This is a genomic window from Pantoea sp. Ep11b (genome assembly GCF_040783975.1).
Lineage (GTDB): Bacteria > Pseudomonadota > Gammaproteobacteria > Enterobacterales > Enterobacteriaceae > Pantoea.
In genome coordinates, this window is record NZ_CP160631.1 from 438,678 (window position 1) to 455,601 (window position 16,924).

At 60.3% G+C, this 16,924-nt stretch carries 17 protein-coding genes; 12 read left to right on the plus strand and 5 right to left on the minus strand.

Annotation, left to right across the window (positions count from 1 at the left end; all coding sequences use genetic code 11):
* The first annotated feature begins 124 nt into the window (after nucleotides 1–124).
* The 5 genes from AB1748_RS02135 to AB1748_RS02155 all read left to right on the plus strand — a co-directional run bounded on the left by AB1748_RS02135 (nucleotide 125) and on the right by AB1748_RS02155 (nucleotide 5,576).
* Nucleotides 125–865, plus strand: a complete 741-nt coding sequence (locus AB1748_RS02135) for a sugar phosphate isomerase/epimerase (RefSeq protein WP_367395946.1) — start codon at nucleotides 125–127, stop codon at nucleotides 863–865.
* A 12-nt stretch (nucleotides 866–877) separates the two neighbouring features.
* Complete coding sequence (locus AB1748_RS02140) at nucleotides 878–1,840, plus strand: sugar kinase (protein WP_367395947.1); 963 nt, start codon at nucleotides 878–880, stop codon at nucleotides 1,838–1,840.
* A gap of 33 nt (nucleotides 1,841–1,873) precedes the next feature.
* Nucleotides 1,874–3,154, plus strand: coding sequence for an MFS transporter (locus AB1748_RS02145; RefSeq protein WP_111141066.1), 1,281 nt, complete (start codon nucleotides 1,874–1,876; stop codon nucleotides 3,152–3,154).
* A 115-nt stretch (nucleotides 3,155–3,269) separates the two neighbouring features.
* On the plus strand, nucleotides 3,270–4,244 hold the full coding sequence (gene ghrB, locus AB1748_RS02150) for a glyoxylate/hydroxypyruvate reductase GhrB (RefSeq protein ID WP_367395948.1): 975 nt from the start codon (nucleotides 3,270–3,272) through the stop codon (nucleotides 4,242–4,244).
* Between the two features lie 81 nt (nucleotides 4,245–4,325).
* Nucleotides 4,326–5,576: a valine--pyruvate transaminase gene (locus AB1748_RS02155; protein WP_367395949.1), complete on the plus strand. Its 1,251-nt coding sequence runs from the start codon at nucleotides 4,326–4,328 to the stop codon at nucleotides 5,574–5,576.
* Here the strand turns inward: AB1748_RS02155 and AB1748_RS02160 are convergent.
* Entirely contained in the window at nucleotides 5,573–7,024 is a 1,452-nt protein-coding gene (locus AB1748_RS02160) for a PLP-dependent aminotransferase family protein (RefSeq protein WP_111141061.1), read from the minus strand. The two genes, AB1748_RS02155 and AB1748_RS02160, sit on opposite strands and share 4 nt — an antisense overlap.
* Nucleotides 7,025–7,181: 157 nt before the next feature.
* Here AB1748_RS02160 and AB1748_RS02165 point away from each other — a divergent pair, with 157 nt between their 5' ends.
* Genes AB1748_RS02165 through AB1748_RS02190 form a run of 6 tightly spaced genes read left to right on the plus strand, consistent with a single transcriptional unit; the run spans nucleotide 7,182 to nucleotide 12,901 of the window.
* Nucleotides 7,182–8,648: a hypothetical protein gene (locus AB1748_RS02165; RefSeq protein ID WP_367395950.1), complete on the plus strand. Its 1,467-nt coding sequence runs from the start codon at nucleotides 7,182–7,184 to the stop codon at nucleotides 8,646–8,648.
* A gap of 17 nt (nucleotides 8,649–8,665) precedes the next feature.
* A complete protein-coding gene (locus tag AB1748_RS02170) occupies nucleotides 8,666–9,940 on the plus strand; it encodes an acetyl-CoA carboxylase biotin carboxylase subunit family protein (RefSeq protein ID WP_367395951.1) in 1,275 nt (424 codons plus the stop codon).
* Nucleotides 9,928–10,635 (plus strand): class II glutamine amidotransferase, encoded by a 708-nt coding sequence (locus AB1748_RS02175; RefSeq protein WP_128086284.1) that lies wholly within the window; start codon nucleotides 9,928–9,930, stop codon nucleotides 10,633–10,635. Before AB1748_RS02170 ends, AB1748_RS02175 begins: the two co-directional genes overlap by 13 nt.
* A 5-nt stretch (nucleotides 10,636–10,640) precedes the next feature.
* Entirely contained in the window at nucleotides 10,641–11,441 is an 801-nt protein-coding gene (locus tag AB1748_RS02180; protein WP_288477292.1) for a hypothetical protein, read from the plus strand.
* Between the two features lie 29 nt (nucleotides 11,442–11,470).
* Complete coding sequence (locus tag AB1748_RS02185) at nucleotides 11,471–11,971, plus strand: YbaK/EbsC family protein (protein WP_111141053.1); 501 nt, start codon at nucleotides 11,471–11,473, stop codon at nucleotides 11,969–11,971.
* 21 nt (nucleotides 11,972–11,992) lie between these two features.
* Nucleotides 11,993–12,901: an EamA family transporter gene (locus tag AB1748_RS02190; protein ID WP_111141051.1), complete on the plus strand. Its 909-nt coding sequence runs from the start codon at nucleotides 11,993–11,995 to the stop codon at nucleotides 12,899–12,901.
* 120 nt (nucleotides 12,902–13,021) lie between these two features.
* On the opposite strand, the gene ibpA is transcribed toward AB1748_RS02190, so the two are convergent.
* Nucleotides 13,022–13,438 (minus strand): small heat shock chaperone IbpA, encoded by a 417-nt coding sequence (gene ibpA / locus AB1748_RS02195; RefSeq protein WP_009088277.1) that lies wholly within the window; start codon nucleotides 13,436–13,438, stop codon nucleotides 13,022–13,024.
* Nucleotides 13,439–13,728: 290 nt separating this feature from the next.
* Here ibpA and AB1748_RS02200 point away from each other — a divergent pair, with 290 nt between their 5' ends.
* Nucleotides 13,729–14,097: a YceK/YidQ family lipoprotein gene (locus AB1748_RS02200; protein ID WP_293773496.1), complete on the plus strand. Its 369-nt coding sequence runs from the start codon at nucleotides 13,729–13,731 to the stop codon at nucleotides 14,095–14,097.
* Here the strand turns inward: AB1748_RS02200 and AB1748_RS02205 are convergent.
* The 3 genes from AB1748_RS02205 to AB1748_RS02215 form a co-directional block, all read right to left on the minus strand.
* Complete coding sequence (locus tag AB1748_RS02205; protein WP_111141089.1) at nucleotides 14,072–15,331, minus strand: DUF3748 domain-containing protein; 1,260 nt, start codon at nucleotides 15,329–15,331, stop codon at nucleotides 14,072–14,074. The genes AB1748_RS02200 and AB1748_RS02205 overlap by 26 nt on opposite strands.
* Nucleotides 15,332–15,447: 116 nt before the next feature.
* On the minus strand, nucleotides 15,448–16,257 hold the full coding sequence (gene yidA, locus AB1748_RS02210; RefSeq protein WP_367395952.1) for a sugar-phosphatase: 810 nt from the start codon (nucleotides 16,255–16,257) through the stop codon (nucleotides 15,448–15,450).
* 99 nt (nucleotides 16,258–16,356) lie between these two features.
* Nucleotides 16,357–16,836 (minus strand): YhcH/YjgK/YiaL family protein, encoded by a 480-nt coding sequence (locus AB1748_RS02215; protein ID WP_128086289.1) that lies wholly within the window; start codon nucleotides 16,834–16,836, stop codon nucleotides 16,357–16,359.
* Nucleotides 16,837–16,924 lie beyond the last annotated feature (88 nt).

Below are 16,924 nucleotides of genomic sequence, written 5' to 3' on the forward strand. Positions count from 1 at the left end.
TTTCCTTTACGTGCTCGCTTCGTGAGCACGATCATAATTTCACAGTTTGCTCCTTTGCTTTGGAACCGGTTCCATTTAGGGTTTTTCTATTCGTTATGGGCAGCCATCTGCCATGGAGTAGAACATGAAACCTGACATCATCGTGGTGACCGCCGCCTATGGCCATGCTCAGATCGCCGCGCTCGGCGGTCAGCATGCGCTGCTGCCGATTATTCAGCAGGCGGGCGCTGACGGCGTCGAAATTCGCCGCGAGTTGCTTGATGACGCGGCACTGGCGACGCTGCCGTCGCTGGCCCAGGCGGTGGCGCAGCATCAGCTCCACGCCAGCTATTCGGTGCCCGATACCCTGTTTTGTGACGGCGGCGAAATCAATCCGCGCATAACTCACTACGTTGAAGAAGCGCGCCAGTTAAACGCGCAGCGACTGAAGCTGGCGCTGGGCGACTTTACCGGTGCGCTGCCACGCGACACGCTGCTGGCCTCGCTGCCGTTTCAGCTGACGATAGAAAACGATCAGACCGAACAGGGCCGGCTGGCCCCGACGGTGGCGTTTTTTACGGCGGTCAGGGAAGCCGGGCTGGCCATTAACATGACCTTTGATATGGGCAACTGGTGCTGGACCGGTGAGGATGCCGGTCAGGCGGCAGCATTGCTGGCCGCGCAGGTGGGCTATGTGCATGTCAAAGCCGCAGTGCCGCATCAGGAGAGCTTCCGGGCGATTGCGCTGGATGATGCTGACGACTGCTGGCTCGCCCTGCTGCAACAGCTACCGGCTACCGCGCCGCGCGGCATTGAATTTCCGCTCGAAGGCGACGATCTGACTGCGGTGACACGCCACTATGTGTCGCTGCTGCGTAACGTGTAAGGAGTAAAGATAATGACGCATCACACTATGCATCATAACGGTCCGCTTGATGTTGTCACGATTGGTGAGGCGATGGCGATGTTCGTCGCCCGTGAAACCGGCGACCTGGCCGCAGCAGAGACCTTTGTGAAACGTGCCGCGGGCGCAGAGCTGAATGTCGCAACCGGCCTTGCCCGTCTTGGTCTGAAAGTGGGCTGGGTCAGCCGCATCGGCGATGACGCCTTTGGCCGGTTTATCTGTCAGCAGCTGGAAAAAGAGGGGATCGACCACGCCCGGGTGACGGTCGATTCGCGCTATCCCACAGGTTTTCAGCTGAAGTCCAAAGTCGATGATGGTTCCGACCCGCTGGTGGAGTATTTCCGTAAAGGTTCGGCGGCCAGCCATCTGTCGGTTGACGATTTCGACGCGGACTATTTCGGCTCGGCGCGTCATCTGCACCTGAGCGGTGTCGCGGCGGCGCTGTCAGAGAGCTCGCTGGAACTGCTGAAACACACTGCGAAAGAGATGCGGTCGCGCGGTAAAACGATTTCGTTTGATCCTAACCTGCGGCCGGTGCTGTGGCGCAGCGAAGAGGAGATGCGTAAGCAGCTCAACCTGCTGGCAGAGTACGCCGACTGGGTGCTGCCAGGCGAAAAAGAGGGACTGATCCTCACCGGCTATCGTCAGCCGGAGGCGATCGCGGATTTCTATCTCGACAAGGGCGTGAAAGCCGTCGTGATAAAAACCGGGTGTGACGGTGCCTGGTATAAAACGGCCCAGGGTGAACAGGGCCAGGTGGCGGCGGTCAGGGTTGAAAACGTGGTGGATACCGTCGGGGCGGGTGATGGCTTTGCGGTAGGGGTGATCAGCGCCCTGCTGGAAGGTCAGTCGCTGCCGCAGGCGATCCGTCGCGGAAACAAAATTGGTTCGATGGCGATTCAGGTTATTGGTGACAGCGAAGGTCTGCCGACGCGTCAGCAACTGGGCGATGTGTAGTCAACGCCCCCTCTACAGACACAGGAGTTCCCGATGAAAAAGCAGACAATCGCGCCAAAACGGTGGTGGTTCATCATGCCCATCGTGTTTATCACCTACAGCCTGGCCTATCTCGACCGGGCCAACTTCAGCTTCGCTTCTGCTGCCGGGATTAATGATGATCTTGGCATCACCAAAGGCATGTCCTCGCTGCTGGGGGCGCTGTTCTTCCTGGGATACTTCTTCTTCCAGATCCCGGGGGCGATTTATGCCGAACGCCGCAGCGTGAAGAAACTGATTTTCTGGTGCCTGATCCTGTGGGGCGGCTGTGCCTCCCTGACCGGGGTGGTCAGCAACATTCCGATGCTGGCGGCAATCCGCTTTATCCTGGGCGTGGTCGAAGCGGCCGTAATGCCGGCAATGCTGATCTACATCAGCAACTGGTTTACCAAATCGGAACGCTCCCGCGCCAACACCTTTCTGATCCTGGGGAACCCGGTGACGGTGCTGTGGATGTCTGTGGTTTCCGGCTATCTGATCGAATCTTTTGGCTGGCGCGAGATGTTCATCATCGAAGGGATTCCGGCGGTGATCTGGGCGGTGGCCTGGTGGTTCCTGGTGCAGGATAAACCTTCGCAGGCACGCTGGATGAGCGATGCCGAGAAAGCGGCGCTGCAGGCTGAACTGCAGAAAGAGCAGGAGAACATCAAAGCGGTGCGCAACTACGGCGAAGCGTTCCGCAACCGCAACGTGATCATTCTCTGCCTGCAATACTTTGCCTGGAGCATCGGCGTCTATGGCTTCGTACTGTGGCTGCCGTCGATTCTGCGTAACGGGACCCAGATGGGTATGGTGGAAGCGGGCTGGCTCTCTGCGGTGCCTTATCTGGCCGCGACTATCGCGATGGTGGTGGTCTCCTGGGCGTCAGACAAAACCCAGAACCGTAAGCTGTTTGTCTGGCCGCTGCTGCTGGTCGGGGCGCTGGCGTTCCTCGGCTCCTGGCTGGTGGGATCGAACAATTTCTGGATGTCCTACACCCTGTTAGTGATCGCCGGTGCCGCGATGTATGCGCCTTACGGCCCGTTCTTCGCCATTATTCCTGAGATGCTGCCGCGCAACGTCTCCGGTGGCGCGATGGCGCTGATCAACAGCATGGGTGCGCTGGGGTCGTTTATCGGTTCGTGGATTGTCGGCTATCTTAATGGGGCTACCGGCAGCCCGGCGGCCTCCTACATCTTTATGGGATCAGCCCTGCTGGTGGCGGTGTGGCTGACGCTGATTGTGAAACCGGCGCAGAACACAGCGCCGCCGCTGCAGAGTGCAAAACCGGCCTGAAAGCGTAAGCGCTGAAGGGGGCTGACCCGGCGTCAGCCCACCGGCGCAACAATGCGTCTCTGTTTCTCCGGGCGGCCTGCAGGCCGCCCGCTACTTATTGATCGGGAGCGACCGAATGAAACCCGCTGTAATTCTCTACAAAAAACTGCCTGACGATCTCTATGCCCGCCTGGCTGAACAGTGTGACGTGACGGAAATCAGTGACCTCTCGCCAGAAAATCAGCAGCAACACGCTGAGGCGTTCCGGCAGGCCGAGGGGCTGCTGGGATCGGGCGGTAAAGTGAACGGGGACCTGCTGGCAAAAATGCCGAATCTGCGCGTCTGCTCCAGCGTCTCGGTAGGCTATGACAATTTTGATGTCGAGGCGCTCAACCAGCGTAACGTGGTGCTGATGCACACCCCGACCGTTCTGACCGAAACCGTTGCGGATACCATGATGGCGCTGGTGCTGAGCACGGCGCGCCGCGTGCCGGAGCTGGATGCCTGGGTCAAAGCGGGCCACTGGCAGAAGAGCATCGGCCCGGCGCAGTTCGGCATCGACGTGCATCATAAAACCCTGGGTATTCTCGGCATGGGCCGTATCGGCATGGCGCTGGCGCAGCGCGCCCACTTTGGCTTCGGCATGAACATCCTCTACAACGCACGCCGTGAACATGAAGAGGCGCAGACGCGCTTTGGCGCACGGCGCTGTGACCTGGAGACGCTGCTGAAAGAGAGTGATTTCGTCTGCATCAGCCTGCCGCTGACGCGCGAAACGCACCATCTGATCGGTGCCGCTGAACTGGCGCTGATGAAGCCGGATGCGGTGCTGATTAACGCCGGTCGCGGGCCGGTGGTGGATGAACAGGCGCTGATCGCCGCGCTGCAGGCGGGCAAGCTGCACGCCGCCGGACTGGATGTGTTTGAGCAGGAGCCGGTCGCTGCCGACTCTCCGCTGCTGTCGCTGCCCAACGTGGTCACCCTGCCGCACATCGGTTCTGCCACGCATGAAACCCGTTACGGCATGATGCAGGATGCAGTGGAAAACCTCATCGCTGCGCTCGGCGGAAGCGTCGATAAAAACTGCGTTAACCCGCAGGCGCTGAAGTAATCCTCACGCCTTTCCATTGCGCCCGCCGATGGCGGGCGTTATGGTGGACCCCCGATTCGCTATCACAAATATTTAACCGCTATGTCCTTTTCTCAGTTCGGCGACAAATTTACTCAACATTCCGGCATCTCACGTCTGATGGAAGATATGGGCGCGGGCCTGCGTACGCCTGACACTATCATGCTGGGCGGCGGTAATCCGGCGCAGATCCCGGCCATGAACGACTACTTTCAGCAGCTGCTGCTGCAGATGCATGAGGAAGGCAAACTCAGCGAGGCGCTCTGTAACTATGACGGCCCGCGTGGTAAGGCGACGCTGCTGGCGTCGCTGGCAGCACTGCTGAGCGAGCAGCTTGGCTGGCCGATCACTGCGCAGAACATCGCCCTGACCAACGGCAGCCAGAGCGCCTTCTTCTATCTGTTTAATCTGTTTGCCGGTCGCCGGGCCGATGGCAGCAAAAAGCGGGTGCTGTTCCCGCTGGCGCCGGAATATCTGGGCTATGCGGATGCCGGTCTGGAAGAGGGGCTGTTTGTCTCGGCGAAGCCGAACATTGAGCTGCTGCCGGAAGGGCAGTTTAAATATCATGTCGATTTCGAACATCTGCCGATGAACGATGAGGTCGGGCTGATCTGCGTCTCGCGTCCCACGAACCCCACCGGCAACGTCATCACTGACGATGAGCTGATGCAGCTCGATGCGCTGGCGCAGCAGCATGATGTGCCGCTGCTGATCGACAACGCCTACGGCGTGCCGTTCCCCGGCATTATCTTCAGCGAGGTCCGTCCGCTGTGGAATCCCAATATCATCCTCTGCATGAGCCTGTCAAAACTCGGCCTGCCGGGCGCGCGCTGCGGCATCATCATCGCTGACGAGAAGACCATCTCGGCGCTGAGTAACATGAACGGCATCATCAGCCTGGCGCCAGGCAGTATCGGCCCGGCTATCGCCCACGAGATGATCGGTCGCGGCGATCTGCTGCGTCTCTCTGAAGAGGTGATTAAGCCGTTTTATCAGCAGAAGGTGCAGCAGACCCTTGCAATCCTGCGACGCTATCTGCCGGAAGATCGCTGCCTGATCCACAAGCCGGAAGGGGCGATTTTCCTCTGGCTCTGGTTCCGCGATCTGCCGATCACGACAGAACTGCTTTATCAGCGCCTTAAGGCGCGTGGCGTGCTGATGGTGCCGGGCCACTTCTTCTTCCCCGGCCTGGAGCAGGCGTGGCCGCACACCCATCAGTGTATGCGGATGAATTATGTGCCGGACGCGGAGAACATTGAGCGGGCGGTGCAGATTCTGGCGGAAGAGGTCGAAATCGCCTGGCGCGACAGCTAATCCAGCGGCGTGCTTAACGACAGCTGGCACCACTGTGCCAGCTGCTGAATCGCCTGTTCCACCTCCCGGTTCCAGCCGAACCCGGCATTGAGCCGGAAGCAGTGATCGTAACGCGGGTCGGTGGCGAAAATGTGTCCCGGCGCAATGCCGATCCCCGCGTTGCGCGCTTTCAGAAACAGCTCGCGGACGTTCAGCGCCTGCCGGGGCATCTCCACCCACAGCACGTATCCCCCTTCCGGATCGGACACCCGGGTTCCCGCCGGAAACTCCCGCAGCACCGACTGGCGCATTTCATGGATCTGCCGCGCCAGCTCGCGCCGCAGCTTGCGCAGGTGAGCGTCATAGCCGCCGCTGCGCAGCAGCTCCGCCACCGCCGCCTGCGACAGCACCGAGGTGCCCATGGTCGAGGTATATTTCAGCGAGGCGATTTTACGCATGTAGTTGACGCTGTGAACCCAGCCGATACGGATGCCGGGCGCCACGGTTTTCGAGAAGCCGCTGCAGAGAATGGCGTTGGGGCTGAAGGCGCGCATCGGAAAGGGACGCCGCTCGCCAAAGGCGGTATCGCCGAAGATATCATCCTCAATGATCACCACATCGTTTTCATCGGCCTGGCGGGCAATATAGGCTTTCTGCTCGTTGGGAATGCTCTTGCCCAGCGGGTTGTTGACGTTACAGAGGGTAAGAAAGACCCGCACCGCCCGGCGCTGAAACAGCCCGGTCAGCTTCGCGACATTGATATATCCCTCCGGGCCGGCTTCCACCTCGATCACCCGCAGATTGAGGTTATGCAGCATCTGCAGCAGCACGAAATAGCAGGGTGACTCCACCGCCACCACATCTCCCGGCTGGGTGGTGGCCCGCAGCGACAGGGAGATTGCCTCAATGCAGCCGTTGGTGATCAGGATATCGTCGGCGCTGATATTGCAGCCGTAATCGACCGCGCGGCGGGCAATTTCCGTTTTCAGCGGCGCATAGCCGGTGCCCTTGACCGTATTGCCGAGCAGGGCCGGTTTGCTGTAGCCCATCTGACGCATCAGCAGGCCGAGGCGCCTGACCGGATAGAGCGCGCTGTCGCCGTTAGCCAGGTCGAGCCGCACCCGGCAGTCTGAGCCGAGCATCGCCAGGTGCAGTTCGGTCTGCTCATCGAGCGGGGCGATGGCGCGCGGCTGTTCGCTGACGGCCGGCAGCTGGCGCGCCAGGGGCCGCTCCGGCGCAACGAAAAAGCCCGATTTCGGGCGGGCAACGGCGTAGCGTTCATCCTCCAGCGTGCGCAGGGTTTTCAGCGCCGTGGTCAGGCTGACATTGTACTGGGTCGCCAGCGTGCGCACCGACGGCAGACGGCTGTCGGGCGCCAGCGAACCGGCATGAATGGCCTGCTTGATCTGTTCGGCTATCTGGCGGTAACGACTGCGCTGACTCTCCTGCTCACCGACAACATCGGCCATCTGTTCCACCCCATATCGCGCTGATCTGTGCATATTCAACAGAGTACATTCAAAGTACTTTAGGCTGCATCTCTTAATTATTCATGACGCTAAACAGCCCGGCGGTGCCGGGTTCAGGCCACCGCGTGGTGCCGTTCACCTGAAGGAAATGTGAGAAATGAATAATCTGCCCGCCATGATGAAAGAGATTGAGACGTATCTGTCACCCGCCATTATTGCGTCGGCGCAGCGTTGTGCGGCCCGTCTGCTGGCGGTGTTACCCCGGACGCGGCAGCCTGAGGAGAACCGGGTGCTACTCGCCTATGGCGGGGGAAAAGACAGCAGCTATATGGTGGCCTGGGTGCGTTACATCCAGGGGCTGATCTGGCAGCAGCAGGGCCGCACCTTCTCGCTGCGGGTCAGCACCAACCGCCATGCGGGGATGAATCAGAGCGTGATGGAGAATATCGACCGCGTTTATCAGGCGCTGGCCATGCACGACGATGAGCGGGTGGAGTGTCTGGTGGTGGATGGCCTGCTGATCCGGCCTTTCAGCCGGGACCTGCCGATGCCGGAGAGCGTGCGGCAGCAGAATCGCAACGATGTGCTGATGAATGGCCACCGGTTTCGTGCCGATGCCCGCTCGACCTTCTGCAACGCCTGCAACCTCAGCATGGTGAACTCCTTTGGCCTGGCGGCGGACTACAACGGCGGCGTGGATCTGATTATCACCGGTGACTCGCCGCAGGAGCAGGCCGCCTATCTGGCCTGGGCGCGCCATCTTTCACGCCTGTTTGATGCGCCGGTGGCGGACAAAAGCCGGGGCTTCAGCGGGTTTCTGCAGACGCTGGACGGCGTGGCCGGCCGCTACTTCAGCGAGGTGTATGGTGCCGATCAGCTGACGCCTGCGCACCGCATTACCCATCAGCTGGCGCGCGATCCGCTGTTTTTCAATATCTATCAGGACACCGCCTATGAGGCGGGCGCGCACTGGGCGCTGCTCAGCGATTTTATGGGCTTCCGGTTTGATGCGCTGATGTTCAGTTTTTCTGAATCCGACTGCGGTAATCCGACGCTGATGGCGCACCTGCGCGGTCTGCGGGCCGAAACGCTGCTGCAGCGCAGCTATGGTGAAGGGATCCGGGAATATGTGCGTTTTGCGCTGGCGCTGATGGTGAAGAAAGAGTTTCCACCCGTGCTCATCGACGAGATGGCGGCGCGCTATCAGGATGAGGCCGCCATCCAGCGGCAGCGGCAGCGCGCTAGCGCGTTTGCGCGGGAGGCGTTTGATCTGCGCGACGAACAGCTGATCTGCCTGATCTACTCCCCCTTCCTGGGACAGGGCGCGCAGCTCGGTCAGTGGCTGGCGCAGCAGCAGATTCCGCTCGATGAGGCGGCTATCCGCGACCTGCTCGATCAGCGCAGCGACGATCTGGCGCTGGCCCGGCAGCTGATGCAGCGCTCCGGCATGACGCTGTCGCAGATGCGGCACTGCTGGCAGAGCAGGCCGGTCAACTCGCTGCTGGAGGGAAAAAGTGACGATCCGCTGTCGCGCGTCCTGCGCTTTGATCCCCACAAGGCGGTGATTCAGGTCAGTAACGGTGTGCTGAACGACATCGTGACGGAAATCATTTCCGGGCGTTAACCCGGTAAGGCAAGGCGATGAAGAAGATTTTCCTGCAAATTGGCGCCACCCGCGACGGACTTAACCCCTGGTGTGCGGTGGCGAAGCGCGACGGGTACGTTACCGTGCTGGCGGAGATGGGCGACTTTATTGATTACCAGTCGATTAGCCTGGCGCTGCCGTTTGATCTGATCATTCGCCTCGACCGCCCTGAAAACCCGTGGGAGGTGATGCAGGCCTGTCTGCACGCCGGTTTACTGGTGCATCCGACGGTGGTGCTGGCGGGCTTTGAAGCCTATAACACCAGTGCCGGACGGCTGCGTGAGATGCTGGCCGGGCCGGACGCGCCCGCCGCCTTTATCCCGCTGGATAAATATGCGCAGCGCATGGCGCTGAAAAAAGCCTGGCCGCGCTTTCCGCAGCCGGAGTTCCGCTTTTTCGCCTCGCCGCTCAGCATTCTGGAGGCCGGGCAGGCGCTGATCTATCCCTGCGTGGTGAAACCGGTGGATGGCGGCGGCGGGCTGGGTATCTGGCTGGTCGAGCACGCGGGCCAGCTGCACAGCGTGGTGCAGAAGCTGGTGCAGACCATGAACTACGGCGGGCGCGGCTTCAGCGGCTTTATCGTGGAAAGCGCGCTGACGGGCACGGAATTTTCGCTGCAGGGCGTGGTGCATCAGGGCGCGCCTCAGGCGCTGACCTGCTGTCAGAAAGTGATTGAACAGCCGCGGGATGCGGAGGGCTGCGTCAGCTTCTGCGAGTCGGGGCATGTGGCGATGGCGGCGACGGCCCTGCCTGCGTCGTTCATCAGCCTGATGCGCTTCTGCTGTGAAACCTTTGGCTACCGTCAGGGCGCGTTTCACATCGATTTTATCGTGGTCAACGGCGTACCCCATTTTCTGGAGATGGGGTTCCGGCTCTCTGGCATGGGGGTGGCCGCGCTGGTGCAGGCGGTGACGGGCGTCAACTGGGCGGAGATCGCTTTCCGGCTGGAGGCGGGCGGCACGTTGCCCCGCTTTGCGTTTGCCGGCTCCGGCGCGGTCGGTCAGCTGCGGTTACGGCAACCGGCGCAGCTGCAGGCGGCCGAACGCTGGATCGACGACCATCAGCAGGGCGCGCTGCTGCCCGTCCTCAGATTGCCTGCGTTGCAGGTTTCGCCCCGTTCATCGCTCTATGCCGATCTGACCCGCCATGCGGGCATTCTGGCAACGTTCAGCCTCTCCGCAACCTCGCGGGAACCCATTATGACCACGTTTCAGCAGATCGTTGACGCTCAGCCCGTCAGCGCAGGGAGAGACAAAGTATGTGCAGGATGATTATGGCGCACGGCCGGTTCGACAGCGCGCAGATTCTGGAGGCAGCGCGCGCCATGAGCTGTGGCGAAAGTGCCGATCACGATGGCCCGATAAAGTCGCACCCCAACGGCTGGGGCTGTCTGTGGCTCGACGCGGGGGAGATCCGCACCCTGCACGGCACCGGCCCGTTCGCCGACGCGCTGCCGGGGATTGATGTGGATCGCCTGCGCAGCCGGTTTCTGGCGGTGCATGTCCGCCACGCCACGCTGAGTAAAAATCAGGGAATGGCGTTTTCTCATCCGCTGTGGCGCAACAGCGGCGGACATCAGTGGTACATGATGCATAACGGTTTTCTGCCGACGATCTATCGCCACCTCGGCCTGGCGGCGTCGCGCTTCGATTCAGAAGAGTATCTGCATTATCTGGTGGACGCGATCACGCCCGCCGATTTCACCCGCGACTATCTGCGCGCAAAAATGGCGCAGGTTGAGCCGGGCGGCAGCGCGGGCAATGCCATTTTCGTTACCCGCGACAAAGCCTGGGCGTGGCAGTGGTATCCGCACGACACGCCCTGGCCCGACTATTTTACGATGCACTTTCAGCAGCAGGAGGATTGCACGCTGATCGCCTCTGAACCCGTAGTGATACCTGGCAGCGCCGGTAACTGGCGGCGAATGAACAATCATGAACTCTATGAGATACCGTTTAGGGAGTGATAAAGATGGCAATTTTCAATCAGTTCCGCGTGATTAATCCCAACATGTTTGTGGAATCGACCTGGCTGGATGACATCGTGACCGCCAGGGTGCCGCTGCTGGTGCTGCGCAATTTTCTGACCCCTGCGGTGCGTGAGGCGGTGGTGGCTGACCTGCAGCAGTGCCGGGAGAAGATCCGGGTTTCCCACTATCCCAACGGCGCGCTGACCACGCTTGGCCCCTTTCTGGCACGCCACACCGCCGCCCCCGATAACTACTTTACCGAACTGCGCGATATCCAGCCGTCACTGCCCGCCTCGCTGGAGACGCTGCGTGAGCAGATCTACCGCTGGGTTGAGCATGCGCTGCGGCTGGAAAGCCTGCGCGTCGCCCATGAGCCGGGGAAAGGTGACTACGCCGGTTCTATCGTCCGTTTTCACGCCGATGGCGTCGCGAACCCGCTGCATAACGACAATATCGTGCGCGATGCGGCCGCCACCTCGCTGGCGGTGACGAACATCCTGCATCAGCTCAGCTGCGTGGTCTGCCTGCAGGAATGCAGTGCGGGCGGAGCGCTGCGCATCTTCAACAAAAAGTGGGCGCCGGAGGATGAGCAGTTCAAGACGGCCGGTGAGCTGGGGTATCGCCGCGGGGTGATCGAAAACAGCGAAATTTGCGAATTTTCGCCGCGCAGTGGCGATATTTATCTGTTTAATCCCGCTTTTTATCATGAGATCGATCGGGTCGACGGGGACACCCGCATCACGATGGGGTTCTTTTTCGGGCTGACCGACAAAAAGATGAAACACGCTATCGCCTGGAGCTAAGCCGGGCTGTGCCAGAAGAGGAGAAGGGAATGACGACGTTTGAAAAAATTACTGCGCTGCTGGATCAGCATCAGGCCAGCTACCGGGTGGTAGAACATGCGGCGGTCGGGCAGACCGACCAGATCAGCGCGATACGCGGCAATGCGCTGAGCCAGGCGGCCAAGGCGATGGTGCTGGAGGTCGTGATGCCCGACGGTGCGCCATCGCGTCCGTTGCTGGCGATTGTGCCGGGCGACTGCCGGATCAATTTTAAAAGCGCGGCGCGCGCCATCGGCGGTAAAAAATCCTCTTTTGCCGATCCGGCAGAGGCGCAGGCGCTGACCGGCTGTGTGATGGGGGCGGTGCCGCCCTTTAGTTTTGATGACCGGCTGGCGCTGCGGGTGGATACGCGGCTGCAGCAGGCCGGCACGCTGTGGTTTAACGCGGGCGAGCTGGAGAGATCGATCGCGCTGGCGGTGGATGACTATTTTCGCATCGTGGGGGAGGCGTGCTGCGCTGATATCGCCACCCCGATCGCGATTACTGCCTGAGGGCGGAACAAGGAGTTTCTGATGTCGGTTAAAGATATGTTGTTAGCGTTGTGCGTCGTGGTGGCATGGGGCGTAAATTTTGTGGTGATCAAACTGGGGCTGCAGGGCATGCCACCTTTCCTGCTGGCCGGATTGCGTTTCACTCTGGTCGCGTTTCCCGCCATTTTCTTTGTGCGCCGTCCGCCGATCCCGCTGCGCTGGCTGGTGGTTTACGGGATGACCATCAGTTTTGGTCAGTTTGCCTTTCTGTTTCTGGCGATTCAGCTCGGTATGCCCGCCGGGCTGGCCTCGCTGGTGCTGCAGGCGCAGGCCTTTTTTACGCTGCTGCTGGGGGCGCTGCTGCTGGCGGAGAAACTGCGCTGGAATCACATCACCGGCATTATCATCGCCACGCTGGGGATGTTTATGCTGGCAACGTCGGGAATGGCCGGGCGGGTCAGCGCCGGGATTACGCTGACCACGATGATGCTGACGCTGTCGGCGGCGCTCTCCTGGGGGCTGGGCAACATCACCAATAAGATCATTATGCGGAACCGCAGCGTGCCGATCATGTCGCTGGTGGTCTGGAGCGCGCTGGTGCCGATCCTGCCTTTCTTTGCCTGCTCGCTGCTGTTTGATGGTCAGGCCGCGATCGTGGATAGCCTGCTGCATATCGACCTGCAGACCGTGCTGGCGCTCTGCTATCTGGCGTTTATTGCGACCGTGGTGGGCTACGCCATCTGGGGAAACCTACTGAGTCGCTACGAAACCTGGCGCGTTGCGCCGCTGTCGCTACTGGTGCCGGTGGTGGGGATCGTTACCGCGGCGCTGGTGCTGGATGAGCACCTCTCCGGGCAGCAGATGCTGGGGGCGCTGGTGATTATTCTGGGGCTGCTGATCAACGTGTTTGGTGGCGTGCTGGGGCAGCGTCTGGCGATGCGAACGCAGTAGCCAGTTAACTATCGCCGCGGCGTCAACCCTCTGGGGCATGGCGTACAGGCCCCGCGCCCGCTGACATAAAAAAAACGCCGCTAACGCGGCGTTTTTCATCGTGCTCTCTGACTCACACGATTACTTCAGAATCTCAATACGGCGTGGTTTCGCCTCTTCCGGCACCAGACGTTCAAGGTCGATGCTCAGCAGACCATTTTCGAGACGGGCGTCGCGGACCACGATGTGGTCGGCGAGCTGGAATTTGCGCTCGAAGTTGCGTTCGGCAATGCCCTGATACAGGTATTTGCGCTCGGCCTGCTCTTCAGGATGAGCACCCCGCACCGTCAGCACGTTATCGTGCGCCGTGATATCCAGTTCGCTCTGAGAAAAACCGGCCACCGCAATCGTGATGCGATAGTGGTTTTCATCGACCAGTTCTACGTTATAAGGAGGATAGCCGCCGTTGCTCTGATTCTGGTTAGATTCGAGCAGGTTAAACAGGCGATCAAAACCGATAGCAGAGCGATAAAGTGGGGTGAGATCAAAATTACGCATATTAAGACTCCTGAAATTCAGCAAGTTTTGGCAACCTTCCACTATTGGACAGGCTGGATACGGCACCTCATCCTCCCTTACGGCAACGATGAGTGCGTCCGTACACTAAAAATGGGTATCAGAAGGGGATTTTCAAGAGGGCAAAACGCAATTTTTTTCGCCAATCTGAGGAAATGACATACACTCAGGATTACTTTTGCCAGACCCGAACGGACTTCGCCCCAGAGTGTTGACGTTGTCTGGCAGGCCAACTCAGCCAGGCTTCTGCCATGACTGAAGGGATGATGATAATGAAATTGTTGAAGACCTTACCTCTGGCTGGAATGATTTGCTGCACAATGGCGACAACCGGCTGCTCCAGCATGATGTCTCACACCGGTGCCAGTCAGGGCTACTATCCGGGCACCCGCGCCAGCGCCGGTATGCTGACTGACGATCAGACCAGCTGGGCGCTGAAGCCGCTGGCGTTAATCGATCTGCCTTTCTCTGCCGTGCTGGATACGCTGCTGCTGCCGTGGGACTACTATCGCAGCGACAGAGATAAAACGCTCGACTCGCCGCGGGAACGCATCCTGCAGAGTGAAAGGCTGGCGCACACTCAGGAGAGCCTGGCGCAGGCGCAGCCGATGCCCGCTATGGCGTCTCAGCCGCAACCGTAAAGAGCTGACGCCAGCCCGCAACCTCGCGCATAAAGGCAATCTGACAGCCGTCCGGTGACCAGACCACCGCGTCCCCTGACGGCGCATCCTCCGTGCGGGGTGTCAGCCGCTGACACGCGCCGCTCTCCACATCACATCGCATGACACTGTTATCACAGATAAAGGCGATCGCCTCTCCGTCTGGATGCCAGCTGAAAGCGGACTGGATGCTGTGGCTGAGACGGGTGATCTGTCGCGGCTCGCCGCCCTGGGGTGACACCGTCCAGAGCTGAATAGTCTGCCCGGCATCCGCCATCAGAAACGCAATCTGGCGACCATCGGGCGCAGAACGCAGCCAGTGGCGCGGCTGCAACGCGACGCCTCTGCTGTGCGTCAGACGGCGCTGCTGAACACCGGCCGGTGGCGCAGGCAACTGCTGGCTGCTGCCCTCCAGCGGCTGCTCGCCGGGACGGGCGTAATCCTCCAGCGCCTCAGGCAGATCGACAATAAAGATTTCAGGGCACTTTTCGCCCTGCGCCGTCAGCGTGTCGCCAATAAAGGCGATGGCCCAGCGCTGCCAGCTGCCATCCGCTTTCTGATAGCCCCGTTCGCCGATCCAGCACTCTTCATAGGCCCGGTTAATCTGATCGCTGCCGGGTTCCGGGTCCGCCTGCGTCTGGCTGACCAGCAGGCAGAAATAGCTGCCGTCATATTCGCGCGGATGCTGTTTTTCGGGCCTCACGGCGCGCAGCGGCACGGCGATGCCAACGTTGCGCAGATCGAGACGACGGTCCCGCTCATGCATCACATGGTCATTGTAGGTAAAGCTCAGGCGCGAACCGTCCGGGCTGAAGACGTGGACATGCGAGCCGCCGCGCAAGGCGCCGGGCGTGAAGGGTGGCGTGATATCGCAGGCATCCAGATTGATCGCCGCGCCGTTCTGCACGATGACGCCACGCCGGTGGTGGAAGTCATACTGCCAGCTGGCATCGGGATGTTCGGGGCCGTGAATGCAGACGTAGCGCGGCGGCAGATCCGGGCTGACGGTCACCACCCCGACGTGGGCTCCGTGCTGCGCCCGATAGAGCACCTCCACCTCCCCGGTCATCACATTGACGCGCTCGATGGTCTGGCTGGTAAATGACGCGCCAGAGGGACGCACGTCAAAGGCCAGCCACTGGCTGTCGGCTGTCCAGACATTGATATTGGTGAGCTGGTGCTGACGGGCAGCAAAGGTGATCTGTTTTTCTGACATGATGAAACCCGCGGAGAAAGAGTTGCCCGACAAATTACGCGATTCTGTTTTGCGGTGCAGCTTTTTTACCGGATTAAAAAGGCCGGGCGCGCGTGGCCCGGCAGAGCGCAGGGGCGTTACAGCACCAGCTCTTCAATGGCATGCGCAACGCCATCTTCCATATTGGTTCGGGTAATAAACTGGGCGATCTGTTTGACCGAATCGATGGCATTGCCCATTGCGACGCCCGTTCCGGCGTACTCGATCATCGCCAGGTCATTCTCCTGATCGCCAATCGCCATCACCTCTTCCTGCTTCAGGCCGAGTTTTTCTGCCAGCATTCTGACGCCCTGACCTTTGTTCACCCGACGGTCGAGGATTTCGAGGTAATAGGGGGCGCTCTTCAGGATGGTGTAGGTCTGCTTAGCCTGTTCAGGCAGGCGGGCAATCGCCGCATCGAGCAGGGCAGGTCGATCGATCATCATTAATTTCGGGAAGCGCATGGCCCGATCCATCTCCTCCACGGCGCGATAGCGCACCGGAATACCGGTCAGGCTCGCCTCGTGGATGGTGAATTCACTGATGTCTTTGTTGGGGGTGTAGAGATGGGATTTATCGAACGCCTGAAAATGGACGCCAAGTTCACGCGCCAGCTTCTCAACGTAGAGATAGTCGTCAAAGGTCAGGGTCACTTCCGCCACGCAGTCGCCATTTTCAGCCTGATGAACCAGCGCACCGTTGTTGCTGATCGCGTACTGGCCGGGCACCTGCATATCCAGCTCCATCAGATAGCGCTGGATGCCGACAAACGGCCGGCCCGTGGTCAGCACAATCGCCACCCCCTTCTCACGGGCGCGATCCAGGGCAGATTTCACCCCTGGCGTGATCTCATGTTGCGGATTGAGCAGGGTGCCATCCATGTCGATAGCGATCAATTTAATAGCCATAGAGTCCTCGTTGCGTCTGGGTTTTACTCAATGCTAGCGCGATTCAGCGCACATTGACCAGTTTCATGGCAGGCGGGAACGGCACCCTGGTCGCCAGGGTCAGGCGGTAAAGAGATCGCGATGGATTTTAATCACCGCTTTTCGGATAGTTGCCGGTTCGCCAGGCGCGCAGCAGGGGCGGTGAATGTCGTGCGGGAAGAAGAGGGCGAACATGCCGGGCATCAGCGTAATCACCGACTCGTTCAGCGTCTTCTGGTAAAACACCACGTCGCGCTGCCGGGCAAAATCTTCGGTGATCTGTTGATCGGGGTGGGCGCGGGCTACCCCGATGTTCTCGGTGCCTGCCAGCAGATACTGGATATCGATGTAGTTAAAGTGCGACTCCGCACGGCGCGCGCTGGCCGGTTCGGTCATCATCTCCTGCACCAGACAGAACATTTTGTCGTCGGGCAGGATCGCATATTTCCCGGTTTCCAGCTGGCTGAAATCTGTGCCGGCAATCCAGCTTATCGCCTGATCAACGACCGGATGAAAGGCGTGACGTTCTCTGTCCCAGTCGTGACGATCGCAAACAATCATGGTGTAACTCCCTGTTATGAAGTGTGCGCCGGAAGAGCGCAAAGAGAGGCAAGAGTAAGGGAGCTGACCAGGTTAAAACGTGATCGGG

What these genes read in the sequence shown, in the direction of transcription:
- yidA (WP_367395952.1), bottom strand. Translation starts at nt 16,257, where the DNA reads ATGGCTATTAAATTGATCGCTATCGACATGGATGGCACCCTGCTCAAT.
- AB1748_RS02170 (WP_367395951.1), top strand. Translation starts at nt 8,666, where the DNA reads ATGAAGAAGATTTTCCTGCAAATTGGCGCCACCCGCGACGGACTTAAC.
- AB1748_RS02165 (WP_367395950.1), top strand. Translation starts at nt 7,182, where the DNA reads ATGAATAATCTGCCCGCCATGATGAAAGAGATTGAGACGTATCTGTCA.
- AB1748_RS02160 (WP_111141061.1), bottom strand. Translation starts at nt 7,024, where the DNA reads ATGGCCGATGTTGTCGGTGAGCAGGAGAGTCAGCGCAGTCGTTACCGC.
- AB1748_RS02135 (WP_367395946.1), top strand. Translation starts at nt 125, where the DNA reads ATGAAACCTGACATCATCGTGGTGACCGCCGCCTATGGCCATGCTCAG.
- AB1748_RS02180 (WP_288477292.1), top strand. Translation starts at nt 10,641, where the DNA reads ATGGCAATTTTCAATCAGTTCCGCGTGATTAATCCCAACATGTTTGTG.
- ibpA (WP_009088277.1), bottom strand. Translation starts at nt 13,438, where the DNA reads ATGCGTAATTTTGATCTCACCCCACTTTATCGCTCTGCTATCGGTTTT.
- AB1748_RS02155 (WP_367395949.1), top strand. Translation starts at nt 4,326, where the DNA reads ATGTCCTTTTCTCAGTTCGGCGACAAATTTACTCAACATTCCGGCATC.
- ghrB (WP_367395948.1), top strand. Translation starts at nt 3,270, where the DNA reads ATGAAACCCGCTGTAATTCTCTACAAAAAACTGCCTGACGATCTCTAT.
- AB1748_RS02185 (WP_111141053.1), top strand. Translation starts at nt 11,471, where the DNA reads ATGACGACGTTTGAAAAAATTACTGCGCTGCTGGATCAGCATCAGGCC.
- AB1748_RS02145 (WP_111141066.1), top strand. Translation starts at nt 1,874, where the DNA reads ATGAAAAAGCAGACAATCGCGCCAAAACGGTGGTGGTTCATCATGCCC.
- AB1748_RS02175 (WP_128086284.1), top strand. Translation starts at nt 9,928, where the DNA reads ATGTGCAGGATGATTATGGCGCACGGCCGGTTCGACAGCGCGCAGATT.
- AB1748_RS02200 (WP_293773496.1), top strand. Translation starts at nt 13,729, where the DNA reads ATGAAATTGTTGAAGACCTTACCTCTGGCTGGAATGATTTGCTGCACA.
- AB1748_RS02140 (WP_367395947.1), top strand. Translation starts at nt 878, where the DNA reads ATGACGCATCACACTATGCATCATAACGGTCCGCTTGATGTTGTCACG.
- AB1748_RS02215 (WP_128086289.1), bottom strand. Translation starts at nt 16,836, where the DNA reads ATGATTGTTTGCGATCGTCACGACTGGGACAGAGAACGTCACGCCTTT.
- AB1748_RS02205 (WP_111141089.1), bottom strand. Translation starts at nt 15,331, where the DNA reads ATGTCAGAAAAACAGATCACCTTTGCTGCCCGTCAGCACCAGCTCACC.
- AB1748_RS02190 (WP_111141051.1), top strand. Translation starts at nt 11,993, where the DNA reads ATGTCGGTTAAAGATATGTTGTTAGCGTTGTGCGTCGTGGTGGCATGG.